Source organism: Cupriavidus sp. 05N38, from assembly GCF_056397345.1.
On record NZ_JBFTNF010000011.1, the window covers coordinates 63,803 to 78,276 of the forward strand.

Here is a 14,474-nt window from a genome sequence, read left to right on the forward strand (position 1 = left end):
CTATCGATCCTTTGCGAGAATTTCTTCGACGGCGCGCCGCGCGTCGTCGGGAGCCAGATAGCCAAGGTGCCATCCGGGTTCGGTCTCCATGTAGGAGACGCCCTTGCCCTTGACCGTCCTGGCGATCACGCACACCGGCGTGGTGCGGCCGTCATCGGCGCGCACCTGGCGCAGCAAGGCGGTCAGGGCGGCCACGTCATGGCCATCCACCACGTGGACTTCCCAGCCGAACGCGCGCCACTTGGCGTCGAGCGGCTCGATGCCCATCACCTCGTCCACCGCCCCGTCGAGCTGGTAGCCGTTGCGGTCGACGATGGCGACCAGGCGGTTGGCGCGGTGGTGCGCGGCGGACATCGCCGCCTCCCACACCTGCCCTTCCTGCATTTCACCGTCGCCCAGCATCACGAAGGTGGTGAAGTCGAGCCCGGCGTGCCGTCCGGCCAGCGCCATGCCCAGGCCCGCCGAAAGCGCGTGCCCGATCGAGCCCGAGCTGAAATCGATGCCCGGCACCTTGCGCATGTCGGGGTGGTCGCCCAGCGGGCTGCCCAGCCGCGTGTACTCGTCGAGCCAGGCCTTGGGGAAGAAATCCAGGTCGGCAAGGATCGGGAACAGGCCCACCGCGGCGTGTCCCTTGCCCATCAGGAAGCGGTCCCGCATCGGCCAGCCGGGTTCGCCCCGGCGCAGCTTCATCACGTCGTAGTAAAGCGCCGCGAACGTTTCGGCCGCGGAGAACACCGAGGTGTAATGGCCGGTCTTGGCGATCTCGATCAGCCTGATGGTTTCGAGGCGCACGAAGGTCGCGCGCTCCTTGAGCAGCGCGATCTGTCCGGCGCCCGGAGCGAACGCGCTCTCGGTGGCGGCCGGCTTGGCTGGCGCAATGGCGTGGTTCATCTGTCGTCTCCGGCTGTCTTTGATGCACGATATATCATGCATTCTTGTGAAAGATAAAGAAAATGCATCGCTTACGCTCCTCTTAAATACCGCCCATGCACATGTACTTGGGTTCCAGGTAGTCTTCGATACCCTGCCGGGCGCCTTCCCTGCCCAGGCCGGATTCCTTCACGCCGCCGAAGGGGGCGACCGCGGTGGAAATCAAGCCTTCGTTGATGCCGACCATGCCGCATTCCAGCGCCTCGGCGACGCGCCACACGCGGCTCAGGTCGCGTGTGTAGAAATAGCCGGCGAGGCCGAACGGCGTGTCGTTGGCCATCCGCACCACCTGCTCGTCGGATTCGAAGCGCAGCAGCGGCGCCACCGGCCCGAAGATCTCTTCGCGCCCGAGCTCCATCGCCGGCGTGACGTCGCCGACTATGGTGGGCGCATAGAATGCGCTGCCCGCATCCGGGCGCTTGCCGCCAGCCAGTATCCGGGCACCCCGGGCGGCCGCGTCTTCCACCATGGCGTGCACGCGGCCGGCGGCGCGCGCGTTGATGAGCGGCCCCACGGTGATGCCGGGCTCGCTGCCGTCGCCGACCTTCAGCGCCGCCACGGCTTCGCCCAGGCGGCGCGCGAACTCGTCGTAGACGGCGGCATGCACGAACATACGGTTGGCGCAGACGCAGGTCTGCCCCGCGTTGCGGTACTTGGAGACCATCGCGCCCCGCACCGCGGCGTCGAGGTCGGCATCTTCGAAGACGATGAACGGCGCGTTGCCGCCTAGCTCGAGCGACAGCTTCTTGATATTGGCGGCGGACTGTTCCATCAGCAGCCGGCCGACGCGCGTGGAGCCGGTAAAGGAGAGCTTGCGCACCACGGGGCTGCGCGCCAGCACCGCGCCGACCACCGCGGCCCGCGCGCTCGTCACGACGTTGAATACCCCGGGCGGCACGCCGGCGCGGCGGGCGAGCTCGGCCAGCGCCAGCGCGCACAGCGGTGTCTCGGAAGCAGGCTTGAGCACCACCGTGCAGCCTGCCGCCAGGGCCGGCGCCACTTTCCGCGTGGCCATGGCCACCGGGAAATTCCAGGGCGTGAGCGCGGCGACCACACCCACCGGCTGCTTGATCACGATCAGCCGGCGGTCGCCGGCCGGCGCCGGGATCAGCTCCCCGTAGGTGCGCGTGGCTTCTTCCGCGAACCACTCGACGAAGGAGGCGCCATAGACGACTTCCCCCTCGGCTTCGGCCAGCGGCTTGCCCTGCTCCGCGGTCATCAAGGCAGCGAGATCCGCCTGGTGCAAACGGATCAGGTCGTACCAGCGGCGCAGGCAGTCGGCCCGGTGCTTTGCGGTGGTGGCGCGCCAGGCCACCTGCGCGCGCTCGGCGGCGGCGATCGCGCGCAGCGTTTCCGCCTCGCCCATGTCGGGCACTTCGGCAATGCGCGCGCCGTTCGCGGGATTGGTCACGGGGAACCGTGCGCCATCGTCGGCCTGGGCCCATTCGCCATCGATGTACGCATGCGTGCGCATCAATGCGGCGTCCTTCAGATTCATGTTGTCTCCGGCTTATCGTGGGGTCTGTACAGCGCGCGCATCCACCTGCCGCATCGCATCCGCGATGGCGGCTGCGTCCAGCTCGCGCGAGAAATTCTTCATGTGCGGGGCGGCAAGCGACAGCGCGGCGGCGGATTCGAGTTCCTCGCGCGAGGCGTCGGTCAGCCCGAGATCCGCCAGGCGCAGGGGCAAGCCGATACGGCGATAGAGCGCCTCGACCTCCGCGCGCGCGTCGTCCTGGCGCCGCTCCAGCTCCAGCTGGACCAGCAGGCCATATGCCACCTGCAGCCCGTGCGGGGCCCGCTGCGCCTGGCGCAGCGTGGAGAGCCCGCGCGTCAGGGCGTGCGCGATCGACAGGCCGCCGCTCTCGAAACCCAGGCCGGACATCAGGATGGTGGCCTCCACTACCCGCTCGAACGCGGCATCCGGCCTGCCCGTGCCGGCAACCGCCAGCGCGGCCTGCGCATCGGCCATCAGCACGCGGTGGCATTCGCGCGCAAGCGCCGCGGCCGACAGCAGGGGCCGGGTGCCGAACATGTTCACGCCCTGTGGCGCGGCCGCGCATTGCGCCGCCTCGAACGATTTGGAGATGGCGTCGCCGATGCCCGCCAGCAGCATCGCTGCCGGGGCCTGCGAGATCAGCGCGGTGTCGGCGATGACGCAGGCCGGGCTGTAGGGCAGATGCCTGACCGCCAGCAGGCGGTGATGCTCGTCGTACAGGACGTAGTTCTTGCTGGTCGGGGCATCGTTGGAGGCAACGGTCGGCACCGTGACCACCGGCACCCGGTAGTGATCCGCCAGCGCCTTGCCCGCGTCGATGCCGCGCCCGCCGCCGGCGGCAATGACCACCGCCGGCGCGCTGGCGCCGAGTTCGTCCACCAGGCGGGCGACCAGTTGCGGGGTCAGTCCCTGGTCGAAGCTGACGCGGCGCAGCGCCACCGCGGCGGCACTGCATTGCCGCCCGACCCGCTCGCCGATCATTTCCATCACCCAGCGGTCCGCGACCAGCACGGCGTCGCCGCCGAGCCGGGCCACATGCGCGCCCAGCAAATCCAACGCTCCCACGCCCTGGACGTAACGTCCGGGCGAGCCAAATACCGCTTGCACGTTCTCTCCTCCTTGGATAGCGCCGGCCTGCCAGGTGCCGGCCTGCTGCTGTGTGCCGGAGGGCGCCGCCCGGCCGATCCGATCGGTGCCGCGCCCTTCCAAATACATGATATAGGATATATGCTACATCATTATCGACGCGTGGCAAGAAGCTTTTTTCCGCCGCCGTCACCGCAACCCTGCCTTCACAGCCTTTTTCGATTCTTCAGGAGCACCGCACCATGCCGGAAACAACCAAGCCCCCCGTGACGCCGATCGACGGCCGCACGCGGGTCGTCGTCATCCTCGCCTACCCCACGCACCACGTGCGCACGCCTGCCTTCTTCAATGCACGCGCCGCCGCCCTGGGGCTGAACGCGGTGCTCGTGCCATGGCAGATCTCGCCAGAGCAACTGCCCGGCGCGCTGGCGGGCCTGCGCCAGGTGGAGAACCTGGCCGGCGTGATCGTCACGGTGCCGCACAAGCAACAGATGGCCCGGCTCTGCGATGAACTCGAAGGCGTCGCCGCGGACCTGGGCGTGTGCAATGTGGCGCGGCGCACGCCCGATGGCCGCTTCGTCGGCAGGATGTTCGACGGCGTGGGCTTCGTCGCGGGCATGCGCGCGGAGGGGATCGATGCGGCGGGCAAGCGAGCGCTGCTGCTGGGCGCGGGCGGCGCCGCCACCGCGGTTGCCGCCGCCTTGCTCGATGCAGGCGTCGCGCAACTGACCATCGTCAACCGCTCGCGCGACAAGGCCGACAGCCTGGTGGCGCAACTGAAGGCGAAGCGGCCCGGCGCGCCCGTCGCCTCCGCGGCGAGCCCGGCCGGCCAATGGGATCTGGTCGTCAACGGCACCTCGCTCGGCCTCAAGCCCGACGATCCCCTGCCGCTCGATCCTGCCACGCTGGGAGCGCACAGCATCGTGGCCGAAGTCATCATGCAGCCGGCACAGACGCGCTTGCTGCTCGCGGCGAAGGCGCGCGGGTGCCGCATCCATCTCGGCGAGCACATGGTGACGGCGCAGATCGACCTGCTGGTGGATTACCTGCTGGGCATGCCGGCAGGCGAGGAAAGCGTGGGAAGCGGGGAACGTGGCGCGGGATGACGGGCGGGCCGGCGTTGCATATCATATATGATGTGTTCCTGAACATTCCTTACCGAGGCAAGCTGTCATGAAAGAACTCGCGCGCGTGGAGAAGAGCAATCTGTCGTCACGCGTCTACGACCAGATTCGGTCCGCATTGATGAGCGGCAAGTACGTGCCGGGCGAGCGATTGCGCGTGGCGGAACTGGCACAGTCGCTGGGAACGAGCACCACCCCCGTGCGCGAGGCGATCTTCAGGCTGGTGAGCGAGCAGGCCCTGGAGATGACCGCGGCAACCTCGATCACCGTGCCCGAGCTCGACCCCGGCACGGTCTCGGAGATCCAGCTGATGCGCACGCTGCTCGAAGGCGCCGCCGCGGAGGCCGCCGCGCTGCGCATCACCCCGCAAGAGATCGCCCGCCTGCGCAAGACGCACGAAGCCTTTATCAAGGCCGTGTCGACCAGCCCGCGCGAAGCGGCGAGCCAGAACCGCAAGTTCCACTTCGAGCTGCTTGCCGCGGCCCACCTGCCGAACCTGTTCGCGGTCGTCGAGAGCATGTGGGTGCGGATGGGTCCCCTGCTGCATATCTTCCATACGGAACTGCAGGCCAGCCGCGAGAGCCTCGAGGAGCATCCGCACTACCGCGTGCTCGACGGCCTCGCCAGGCGCGACGCCAAGACTGCCTCGGCGGCCATTCGGGACGATATCCAGTGGGGCAAGACCGTTCTGCTCGAATGGATGGCATCGCGCGAAGAAGAGCCTGTCTGATCTCCCGGGGCGCGCACGCCCGTGCGCCCGATTTCTCGTCCCCCGCTACCCAGGTGGTGAACCGGTTGCACGGCAGGGCATCGCCGGAAGACGCAAACCCGTCCCCGCCCGCAGCCACGCGCTGATCCCGATTGGCCGCCCTTGGCCGGGCCGGCCGCCATTGTTGCCCTCCAGGCAAATATCTTCTGACTCCGGACGGGTTTTTCCCGCACGCGGGGAGGCGCGATACTCCAGCCGCGCAAGCCCTCCGGCTTGCGGCGGCAGACCCCGCCCCGCGCCAATTGCGCCGGGCATGTCGGCCATCCGCCAATATCATCAGCCGCCTGGGCAAGACCGCAGCCATGAAGACCACCCTGGACGAACTCCTCACCTTCACCATCGTGGTGGATACAGGCTCCATCACCGCGGCCGCCGAGCAACTGCAGCAGACCGTCTCCGCGGTCAGCCGCTCGCTTACACGGCTCGAAGAGAAACTGGAAACCACGCTCTTGCGGCGTACCACGCGCCGGCTGGAGCTGACCGAAGAAGGCGGGACGTTCCTGGCCCACGCGCGGCGGATACTGGAGGCCGTCGAGTCCGCCGAGGACCAGATGGCGACGCAGCGCCGCACACCGGCCGGGAAGCTGCGGATCAACGCGGCAACGCCGTTCATGCATCATGTGATCGTGCCCCTGATCGGCGGCTTCCGCGCGCGCTACCCGGAGATCGAACTGGACCTGCACACCAGCGAGCACATCATCGACCTGCTGGAGCAGCGCACGGACGTCGCCATCCGCATCGGCATGCTGCGCGATTCGACCCTGCACGCGCGCCCCCTGTGCAATAGCCGCCTGCGGCTGGTGGCAAGCCCCGCGTACCTCAAGGCACGCGGCACGCCGCGCGAGGTGGCGGCGCTCCAGGGCCACAGCCTGCTTGGCTTTACCCAGCCCGACACGCTGAACCAGTGGCCATTGCGACACGAACTCGGCGAGGCCCTGCGCATCGAACCCAGCGTGCGCGCATCCAGCGGCGAGACCTTGCTCAAGCTGGCCCTCGCCGGGGAGGGCATTGCCTGCCTGGCCGACTTTATGACCCAGGCCAGCCGGTCGCGGGGAGACCTGGTCCAGGTACTGATGCAGGACACCGTGGAGGTTCGACAGCCCATCCATGCGGTCTACTACCGCAACACCCTGCTCTCCTCGCGCATCACGGCGTTCCTCGACTACGTCGGCGCGCAGCTCGGCGATTCCGTGTCCGGCCGCGCGTGACCGCGGCCATGCCCGCGGAAATGCGCCGGCCTACTTCAGCCGGTCCATCAGCGCGGCGGCGACGGCCAGGGCCGACGCCGGGTCCTGCCCGGTGATCAGTTCGCCGTCTGTCACGACGTACGGCGCGCGCCGGTCGCCTGCGCGGCGCAAGGCGCGCCGGCGGGACGGCCCGGCGCGCCTGCGGCCAGCCTCAGTCCTGACCGCCCGCCTGGCTCACTTCGAGCAGGATCTTGCCGGCGTGCGTGCTCGACTCCATCAGCGCGTGCGCCTTGCCCGCGTCGGCAAGCGGCATGATGGCGTGGATAAGCGGCAGGCACCGGCCCTGCTCCAGCACCGGCCAGAACGCGCTGCGCAGGCCCTCGATCAGTTCGGCCTTGTTCTCAGGCGTGCGCGCCCGCAGCGTGGAGCCGGTCATGTTGAGCCGCTTCAGCATGACCGGCAGCAGGTCGATCTCCACCCGGCTGCCCTCCAGGAATGCGATCTGGACCAGCGCGCCGTCCAGCGCCAGCGCACGCAGGTTCTTCTCGATATAGCGCCCGCCGACCATGTCCAGGACCACGTCGACACCCCGGCCACCGGTCACCTCGGCCACGACGTCGTTGAAGTCCTGCTCGCGATAATTGATCAGGTGCGACGCGCCGTGCTGCCGGCAGATCGCCAGCTTCTGCGCGTTGCCGGCGGTCACCGCGACGTCGGCGCCAACCTCGCGGGCAAGCTGGATGGCGGTGATGCCGATGCCGCTGCTGCCGCCGTGAATCAGGATGGACTTGCCGGCCGAGACCAGCTTGCCGGCGAACAGGTTGGCCCAGACCGTGATGTAGTTCTCGGGCAGCGCCGCGGCCTGCTGCAGCGTCAGCCCCGCGGGCACCGGCAGGCAATGCCGCTCGTCGGCCGCGCAGAACTCGGCGTATCCGCCGCCATGGGTCAGGGCGCAGACCTTGTCGCCGACCTTCCATTTCGTCACCGCTTCGCCAACCTGCACTACCGTGCCCGAGACCTCGAGGCCCAGGTAAGGACATGCCGACGGCGGCGGGTTGTAGAGACCAAGCCGCTGCAGCACGTCGGGCCGGTTGACCCCGGCAAACGCAACCCGGATCAGGACTTCACGGGCGGCCGGCCGCGGGGCATCGGCTTGCTTCAACACTAAGGTATCCGCCCCGGTTCCGGGGCCATGGCTGATGTACTTCATCGAGACGTCCTTTGCCTTACGGCGTTCTTTGTTGGTGGTGCGCGAGACGCGTCAACGCCGGATATCCCTGCCGCTGCGAGCCAGGCGCGGCCCCGCTTCACGCCCGGACATTGACGCGAACAGAATATATCATGCATGATACTTCGGCGTGCGGCGTGCTTGCGCCGCGCTTGCGGGAACGCCTAGACTGGGACTTCCCCACGCCGTATCAATCAGGGAGCGGACCGCTTCCGCCAAAGGAGCAAGGCATGCCGATTGCCGGGATGAACCATTTCACCGTGCTGACGTCCGCGCTCGAAGACAGCGTCAGCTTCTATCGCGAGGTGCTGGGCTTCGAGACCGGCGCGCGCCCGCCGTTTGCCTTCCCCGGGGCGTGGCTGTACGCCGGCGGCGCTCCCATCGTTCATCTTGTCGTCACCGATACGATGCCCAAGCCCGCGGCCGGGGTGCTCGACCACATGGCATTCAGTGCGACCGACCTCCCCCACTTCGTGAATCATCTGCGGCGGCTGGATATTCCGTTCAGCCTCGGGCGGCAGGCCGGCTCCGGCATCTGGCAACTATTCCTGCACGATCCCAACGGCGCGCGGATCGAACTGGATTTCGATCCGCGAGAACAGCAGCCCTGACGCGGCCAGCGCTGCCCGCCGCGCAGCGTGCCCGGGCGCGCCGGTCACGCGCCGCGCGAGCGGCCCAGCGTGCCACGTACCGCCGCTTCGAACCTCGGGTCCAGCACGGCGCCGACATTGAAGCGTGACCACGGCGAGGTGGCTTCGGAGTCGACGCGGAAGACGCGCCCGGGGGCGATCATGACCTTCTGCGCGAGAAGCTGCTCGGCCAGGACCAGCGAGTCGTCCACCTGCGGCAATGCACCCCAGAGGTACAGGCTCTGCTCGGTCCGCGCGAAGATGCGCGCATCCAGCCTGTCGAACAAGGACAGGGCCCTGGCGGTAGCTTCGGCCAGGCGGGATCTCAGCCTGGTGATGTAGCGCTGGTAGTGGCCTTCGCTCAGGATCACGTCGACGGTGCGCTCGCAATACTCCGAGCTGCTCACGTGGATCAGCGCCTTGAGATCGGCAAGATCGCTGGCCAGGTCGGCGCCGCAGGCAATGAAGCCCACGCGCAGCGCCGCGGAGAAGGACTTCGAGAAGCTGCCGATATAGATTGTCCGCTCCAGCTGGTCCAGTGCCGCCAGGCGGGGCAGCGTGGTTGGCTTGAAGTCCGCCAGCGCGTCGTCTTCCACCAGCAGGAGGTTGAACCGCTGCGCGAGCTGCAGCACGCGGTAGGCCTTGGCGGCCGAGAGGTCCGATCCGGTCGGGTTGTGCGCCACGGACTGGGTGAAGAACAGGCGCGGCCGCTCCTGGACCAGCAGTTGCTCCAGGGCCTCGAGGTCGGGGCCATCGGCAAGGCGCGGCACGCCGATGATCCTGGCGCCGGCCAGCTTGAGCTTGCCGAACAAGGGATAGTAGCCGGGATCGTCGACCAGGACGGTGGCGCCCGCCGGCAGGAAGTAGCGGATCACCAGGTCGATCGCGTCATTGGCGCCATGCGTCAGCACGATCTGCCGGGGGTCGGCGCCGATGCCCAGGTCGCCCAGCTTGCGCACCAGATGGTCGCGCAGCGGACCGTACCCGAAACGGTTGCCGTACCGGAACAGCGCCCCCAGCCCCGTGCGCACGACCTTGTGGTGGTACTTGTCCAGCCGCGCCTCCGACAGCCACGCCACCGGCGGGAATCCGTCCCCGACCGCCAGCACGTCGGGACTGCTCTTCAATTGCTCGCGCATCAGCCACACGATGTCCAGCGCGCGCCGGAACGAGCCGGCCTCTTCGTCCTGCCGCGCCTTCACCGGCCTGTCGAGCACGAAGTAGCCGGCACCGCGCCGCGGCTCGACCAGCGCGCGCCCGACCAGGATCTCGAACGCGGCAACCACTGTGTTCTTGCTGTAGCGGTGCAGTTGCGCCAGCTCCCGCAGCGAGGGCAGCTTGTCGCCGACGCGGTAGGCGCCTTCGACGATCTGGCGTTCGATGGAATCCGCCAGCGTGGTGGCGATCGATGGCGATCTGGGCTTGGTCACGGGCTTGTACTCCACATTCCGGTCGGCGATTCGATATCTGGGTGGCGACAACTGTCCCGCCAAACTGTACCTTTTTGCACTGGTACAGTACACCTAGACTGTCTCCATTCCTATACCACTCACGGAGACACCGATGGTGACCGATTCCCGCCTGCCCAACTTTCGCGCCATGACGCCGGCGCAGCGCCTGCAATATATTGGGGGGGCCGCCGCCCTGACCGACGACGAAATCCGGCTGGTCGCCGAGGCAGGCGCCCTTGGCGCCGAGCGGGCCGACGGCATGATCGAAAACGTGATCGGCACGTTCGAGCTGCCCTTCGGCGTGGCCGGCTATTTCCGCATCAACGGCCGGGACGTGCTGGTGCCGATGGCGGTGGAAGAGCCGTCGGTGATTGCCGCGGCGTCCTACATGGCAAAGCTCGCCCGCGAATGCGGCGGCTTCGAGACTTCCAGCACCGGTCCGCTCATGCGGGCGCAGGTGCAGGTCCTCGGCATCACCGATCCCTACGGCGCCCGGCAGGCACTGCTCAGGCATCGGGACGCGATCCTCGAAGTGGCCAACAGCCGCGACAAGGTGCTGATCGGCCTCGGCGGCGGCTGCAAGGACATCGAGGTCCACGTCTTCCCCGACACCCCGCGGGGCGCGATGATCGTGATGCACCTGATCGTGGACGTGCGCGACGCCATGGGCGCCAATACCGTGAATACCATGGCCGAAGCCGTATCGCCGCTGGTGGAGACGATCACGGGCGGCTCCGTGCGGCTGCGCATCCTCTCCAACCTGGCCGACCTCCGGCTGGCGCGCGGCCGGGTGCGGCTGACGCCAGAGGTGCTCGCCACGAAGGAGCGCAGCGGCGCCGAGATCATCGAAGGCGTGATCGACGCCTGCACCTTCGCCGCCATCGACCCCTACCGGGCCGCCACGCACAACAAGGGGATCATGAACGGCATCGATCCCGTGATCGTGGCCACCGGCAACGACTGGCGCGCGGTCGAGGCCGGCGCCCATGCCTACGCCTGCCGCGGCGGCCGCTACACGTCCCTGACGCACTGGGAGAAAGACACGGCCGGCGCCCTGGTCGGCACGATCGAGATGCCGATGCCGGTGGGACTGGTCGGCGGCGCCACCAGGACGCATCCCCTCGCGCGCCTGGCCCTGAAGATCCTTGGCGCGCGCTCAGCCCAGGAACTGGGCGAGACCGCCGTCGCGGTGGGCCTGGCGCAAAATCTCGGCGCGCTGCGGGCGCTCGCCACCGAAGGCATCCAGCGCGGCCACATGGCCCTGCACGCACGCAATATCGCGCTGGTGGCGGGCGCGGTCGGCGCGGAGGCAGACAGCATCGCCAAGCGGATGGCCGACGAAAAAGACGTGCGCACCGACCGGGCCGTCGCGCTGCTGGCCGAACTGAGGGGCAGGTAAGCGCGCGGCAGGCGGGCCGGCATCCACCCCGATATGGCCCGATGTGGCCCGATGTGGCTCGATACGGCCCGCACCGGACCAGGGGACAAACAATAAACAGAGCTGCCAGCGACGCGCCAGCGCGCCTCGGTGCCAGCCATATTCCGGAGACAAGCCAATGAACAAACAGGAAGCGGCGCCGGCGCGGCGCCTGGTCGAAGTCTGGGGCGATACCGCCGATACCCGCCACCTTGCGTGGTCGATCGCGATCGGAGCGGTGGTCAGCCTGACCGGGTTCCTGATCGCAAGCCGCATTCTCGCCGGGCTGGTCCGATCGCCGGAACTGGCGCGCGCCTATGCCATGCTGGCCGGCCTTGCCGGTTGCCTGCTGGCGGGCGTCATCTGCGCGCTGGTGTTCCGGCCGAAACGCGAAGTGATCGAGGACGCGGCGGGCGGACCCGGCGCAGCGCACGCCCCGGCCTGGCGCGAGGAAGTGCTCGACAAGCTCGAGGAAGAAACCGGCGGCCTCGGCTCGGTCGCGGACCTGCCGCCGGCCGTGGTGCAGGAACTGAAGGAACTGCAACTCTACGAGCTCTTCGCCTCGCGCGAACGCCGCGCCACGGCCCCGCACGCCGCGCAGGACAGCACCGCGCCCGCCCGGCCCGTCAGTGCGCGTTCCACACTGGCCTGACCCCCCGCCCAAGGACATCGAAGGTTCATCATGATCGAATCCGCACTTCTTACCCACATCCTCATTGCCACCGGCATGGGACTGGCAGGCGCCATCGTCTTCGCCGCGATCGGCCTGATCTCAGGCACCGACGAGACCACCACGCTGGCACCGCTKACGCTGCTGGTCGTGCTGCTGGGCGTGCCGCCCGAGGGCGTGTTTACGTTCTTCCTTGCCGGCGCCGTCGCAAAGCACATGACCCATGCCATCCCGACCGCGCTGCTCGGCATCCCCGGCGACACCATGGCCACGCCGCTGCTGCAGGATGCCAACCACCTGCGCAACCTCGGCGTGCCACACATCGCGCTGCGCAAGATGATCTCGGGCGCCATCATCGCGGCCTTTATCGCGGTGCCGCTGGCGGTGCTGTTCGCCGTCCTGCTCGCGCCGTTCGGCGCGGCCATCACCAAGGCCGCGCCATGGATCTTCGTGGCCGCCGCGGCGGTCATCGCCTACAGCTCCGCCGGCCGGTGGGCCTCCGTCGCGACGCTGGTTCCCTTCGTCGTCGTCATCGTGGCGCTGCAGACGCTGACCGCGAAATTCGGCGTCAAGCTGAGCATCAGCTACTTCCTGGGCATCGCGATCGGCCCGCTCGTCGCCGATCTCTTCTCGGTCATCTCTCCGGTGGACCGGCCGCGCATGCAGCGCGACCGCGTGCGCACCTTCGCCCTCGCGCCCGATGTCAAGGGATGGTCCGGCTATTTCCCGAATCCGCTCAAGGTACTGGACCGCAGCCAGGTGAAATGGACCGTGGCCACGGCCACCGTGTCCAGCGCGACGTTCGTCTTCAGCCCCGTGGCCATGACGGTGGTGCTGGGAGAACTCGTGGGCGCAAGGATCAGGCACGCCTATCACCGGCTGACCACCGTGCTCAGCGCCCGCAACGGCGTGACGGAAGCCACCTACATCGCCGAGGCCCTGATTCCCCTCATCGCCTTTGGCCTGCCGCTCAGCCCTGTTGCCGCCGGCCCTGCCGCACCGCTGTTCAATGCGCCCCCGGTGTATACCGTGGATGCAGGCTCCGGCCAGACGCACAACTTGCACAACCTCCTGAGCCACGGGGAATTCCTCGGCTATGGCTTGCTCGCCGTCCTGCTCGCCGCGCTGGTGTCCTACCCGTTCGCCATGAACCATGCCCGCCGCGCCGCCCTGTTCGTCTCGCGCAAGGTGTCGCACGAAGCCATCATCGCCACCTTCGTCGGCCTGATCCTGGTGATCAGCGTGTGGGAAGGCCAGTTCCTCGGCCTGCTGGTCATCCTGACCATGGGACTGCTGGGCGGGCTGCTCTCCAGGGCGATCGGATTCAACACCGGCGTGCAGTTCATGGGCTACTACACCGCCGTGCTGACCGTGCCCGCCTTGCTCAAGCTGATCGGCTAGGACAGGGGTGAAGGGAGCGAATCCCCCTTCACTCCACCTTGATCCCTCCCTTCTTCACCACCGCGCCCCACCGGACCGACTCTTCCCTGATGAATCCCTGGAACTGCTCGGGGGTTCCTCCCACCGGGTCGATGCCGTATTCGATCAGGCGCGCCTTCACGTCGGGCTGGTGCAGCACGGCATCCATGTCGCCGGACAGTTTCGCCAGCACGTCCTTCGGCGTCTTCGCCGGCGCGATCAGGCCGATCCAGCTGCTGGCGGTCACCGCCGGATAGCCGGCCTCGGCCATGGTCGGCACGTCGGGCGCGGCGCTCCAGCGCGTCGGGCTGGTGATAGCCAGGGCCTTGAGCTTGCCGGCCTTGACCTGCGGCATCATGGTCTGCACCGAGTCGAAGATCATCGCCACCTGGCCGGAAAACAGGTCCGGCAAGGCCGGCGAGACACCCTTGTAGGGCACGTGCGTCATCTTCATGCCCACGGCCTGCGAGAACAGCTCGCCCGCGAGGTGCGCGCCCGAGCCATTGCCGCTGGAGGCGAAGGTCATCTTGTCGGGATGCGCCTTGCCCCAGCTGACGAGCTCCTTCACGCTGCCGGGCGGCAGCTGCGCGCTGGAGACCAGCAGCAGCGGGATGCGGCCGATCTGGCTCACGCCGGTCAGGTCCCTGACCGGGTCGTAGGTCATCTTGGGATACAGGCTGGGATTGATGGCGTGGGCGGCCACCACCACCAGCAGCGAGTAGCCGTCCGGCGCGGACTTGGCGACATTGTCGGAGCCGATCATGCCGTTGGCGCCGGGGCGGTTTTCCACCACCACCGGCTGGCCGATGCGTTCGGCCAGCTTCTGCATGACCAGCCGCGTCACCGCGTCGGACACGCCACCCGGGGTGTAGGGCACCACCACCCGCACGGGCTTGGCCGGGTAAGGCGCATCGGCCTGCGCCGCGCCGGAAATGCCGCAAGCCAGCGCTGCCGCGAGCAGGCAGGCTTGCAGCCACTGGCTGCGGCCCCGGTTCGTCTTCGTCTTGTTCATGTCTCCTCCGTCAGGATAGGGCCGGCGCCTTGGACATCGGGTGGCTGGCGGCCG

The 14,474-nt window shown here is 68.3% G+C and carries 13 protein-coding genes; 7 read left to right on the forward strand and 6 right to left on the reverse strand.

Translation table 11 applies throughout. The features are described 5' to 3' along the window. The 3 genes from AC1DK4_RS10825 to AC1DK4_RS10835 form a co-directional block, all read right to left on the reverse strand. Positions 1-891, reverse strand: coding sequence for a transketolase (locus AC1DK4_RS10825; protein ID WP_441643233.1), 891 nt, complete (start codon positions 889-891; stop codon positions 1-3). Between the two features lie 82 nt (positions 892-973). Continuing rightward, positions 974-2,428: an NAD-dependent succinate-semialdehyde dehydrogenase gene (locus tag AC1DK4_RS10830; protein ID WP_441614245.1), complete on the reverse strand. Its 1,455-nt coding sequence runs from the start codon at positions 2,426-2,428 to the stop codon at positions 974-976. Positions 2,429-2,440: 12 nt separating this feature from the next. Beyond that, entirely contained in the window at positions 2,441-3,535 is a 1,095-nt protein-coding gene (locus tag AC1DK4_RS10835) for an iron-containing alcohol dehydrogenase (protein ID WP_441614244.1), read from the reverse strand. Positions 3,536-3,756: 221 nt separating this feature from the next. Between AC1DK4_RS10835 and AC1DK4_RS10840 the strand changes: the two genes are divergently transcribed. From AC1DK4_RS10840 to AC1DK4_RS10850, 3 genes are all read left to right on the forward strand, one after another. After that, complete coding sequence (locus AC1DK4_RS10840; protein WP_441614243.1) at positions 3,757-4,620, forward strand: shikimate dehydrogenase family protein; 864 nt, start codon at positions 3,757-3,759, stop codon at positions 4,618-4,620. Positions 4,621-4,687: 67 nt separating this feature from the next. Continuing rightward, positions 4,688-5,368 carry a GntR family transcriptional regulator gene (locus AC1DK4_RS10845; RefSeq protein WP_441614242.1) on the forward strand — a complete coding sequence of 227 codons (681 nt, stop codon included), beginning with the start codon at positions 4,688-4,690 and terminating at the stop codon, positions 5,366-5,368. Positions 5,369-5,709: 341 nt separating this feature from the next. After that, positions 5,710-6,615, forward strand: coding sequence for a LysR substrate-binding domain-containing protein (locus AC1DK4_RS10850; protein ID WP_441614241.1), 906 nt, complete (start codon positions 5,710-5,712; stop codon positions 6,613-6,615). A 190-nt stretch (positions 6,616-6,805) separates the two neighbouring features. Here the strand turns inward: AC1DK4_RS10850 and AC1DK4_RS10855 are convergent, their stop codons facing one another. Next, positions 6,806-7,804 (reverse strand): NAD(P)H-quinone oxidoreductase, encoded by a 999-nt coding sequence (locus tag AC1DK4_RS10855; RefSeq protein ID WP_441614240.1) that lies wholly within the window; start codon positions 7,802-7,804, stop codon positions 6,806-6,808. A 248-nt stretch (positions 7,805-8,052) separates the two neighbouring features. Here AC1DK4_RS10855 and AC1DK4_RS10860 point away from each other — a divergent pair, with 248 nt between their 5' ends. Further along, positions 8,053-8,433: a VOC family protein gene (locus AC1DK4_RS10860; protein WP_441614239.1), complete on the forward strand. Its 381-nt coding sequence runs from the start codon at positions 8,053-8,055 to the stop codon at positions 8,431-8,433. A 44-nt stretch (positions 8,434-8,477) separates the two neighbouring features. Here AC1DK4_RS10860 and AC1DK4_RS10865 read toward each other — a convergent pair whose 3' ends face one another. Continuing rightward, on the reverse strand, positions 8,478-9,881 hold the full coding sequence (locus AC1DK4_RS10865) for an aminotransferase-like domain-containing protein (protein ID WP_441649859.1): 1,404 nt from the start codon (positions 9,879-9,881) through the stop codon (positions 8,478-8,480). A 133-nt stretch (positions 9,882-10,014) separates the two neighbouring features. On the opposite strand from AC1DK4_RS10865, the gene AC1DK4_RS10870 reads away from it, so the two are divergent. The 3 genes from AC1DK4_RS10870 (at position 10,015) to AC1DK4_RS10880 (ending at position 13,390) form a co-directional block, all read left to right on the forward strand. After that, on the forward strand, positions 10,015-11,301 hold the full coding sequence (locus AC1DK4_RS10870) for a hydroxymethylglutaryl-CoA reductase, degradative (protein ID WP_441614237.1): 1,287 nt from the start codon (positions 10,015-10,017) through the stop codon (positions 11,299-11,301). Positions 11,302-11,458: 157 nt separating this feature from the next. Beyond that, entirely contained in the window at positions 11,459-11,971 is a 513-nt protein-coding gene (locus AC1DK4_RS10875) for a hypothetical protein (protein ID WP_441614236.1), read from the forward strand. Between the two features lie 30 nt (positions 11,972-12,001). Next, the gene (locus AC1DK4_RS10880; protein ID WP_441614235.1) at positions 12,002-13,390 is read left to right on the forward strand and encodes a tripartite tricarboxylate transporter permease; all 1,389 of its coding nucleotides are present in this window, start codon (positions 12,002-12,004) and stop codon (positions 13,388-13,390) included. Between the two features lie 28 nt (positions 13,391-13,418). On the opposite strand, the gene AC1DK4_RS10885 is transcribed toward AC1DK4_RS10880, so the two are convergent. Beyond that, positions 13,419-14,420 carry a tripartite tricarboxylate transporter substrate binding protein gene (locus AC1DK4_RS10885; RefSeq protein WP_441643232.1) on the reverse strand — a complete coding sequence of 334 codons (1,002 nt, stop codon included), beginning with the start codon at positions 14,418-14,420 and terminating at the stop codon, positions 13,419-13,421. Positions 14,421-14,474 lie beyond the last annotated feature (54 nt).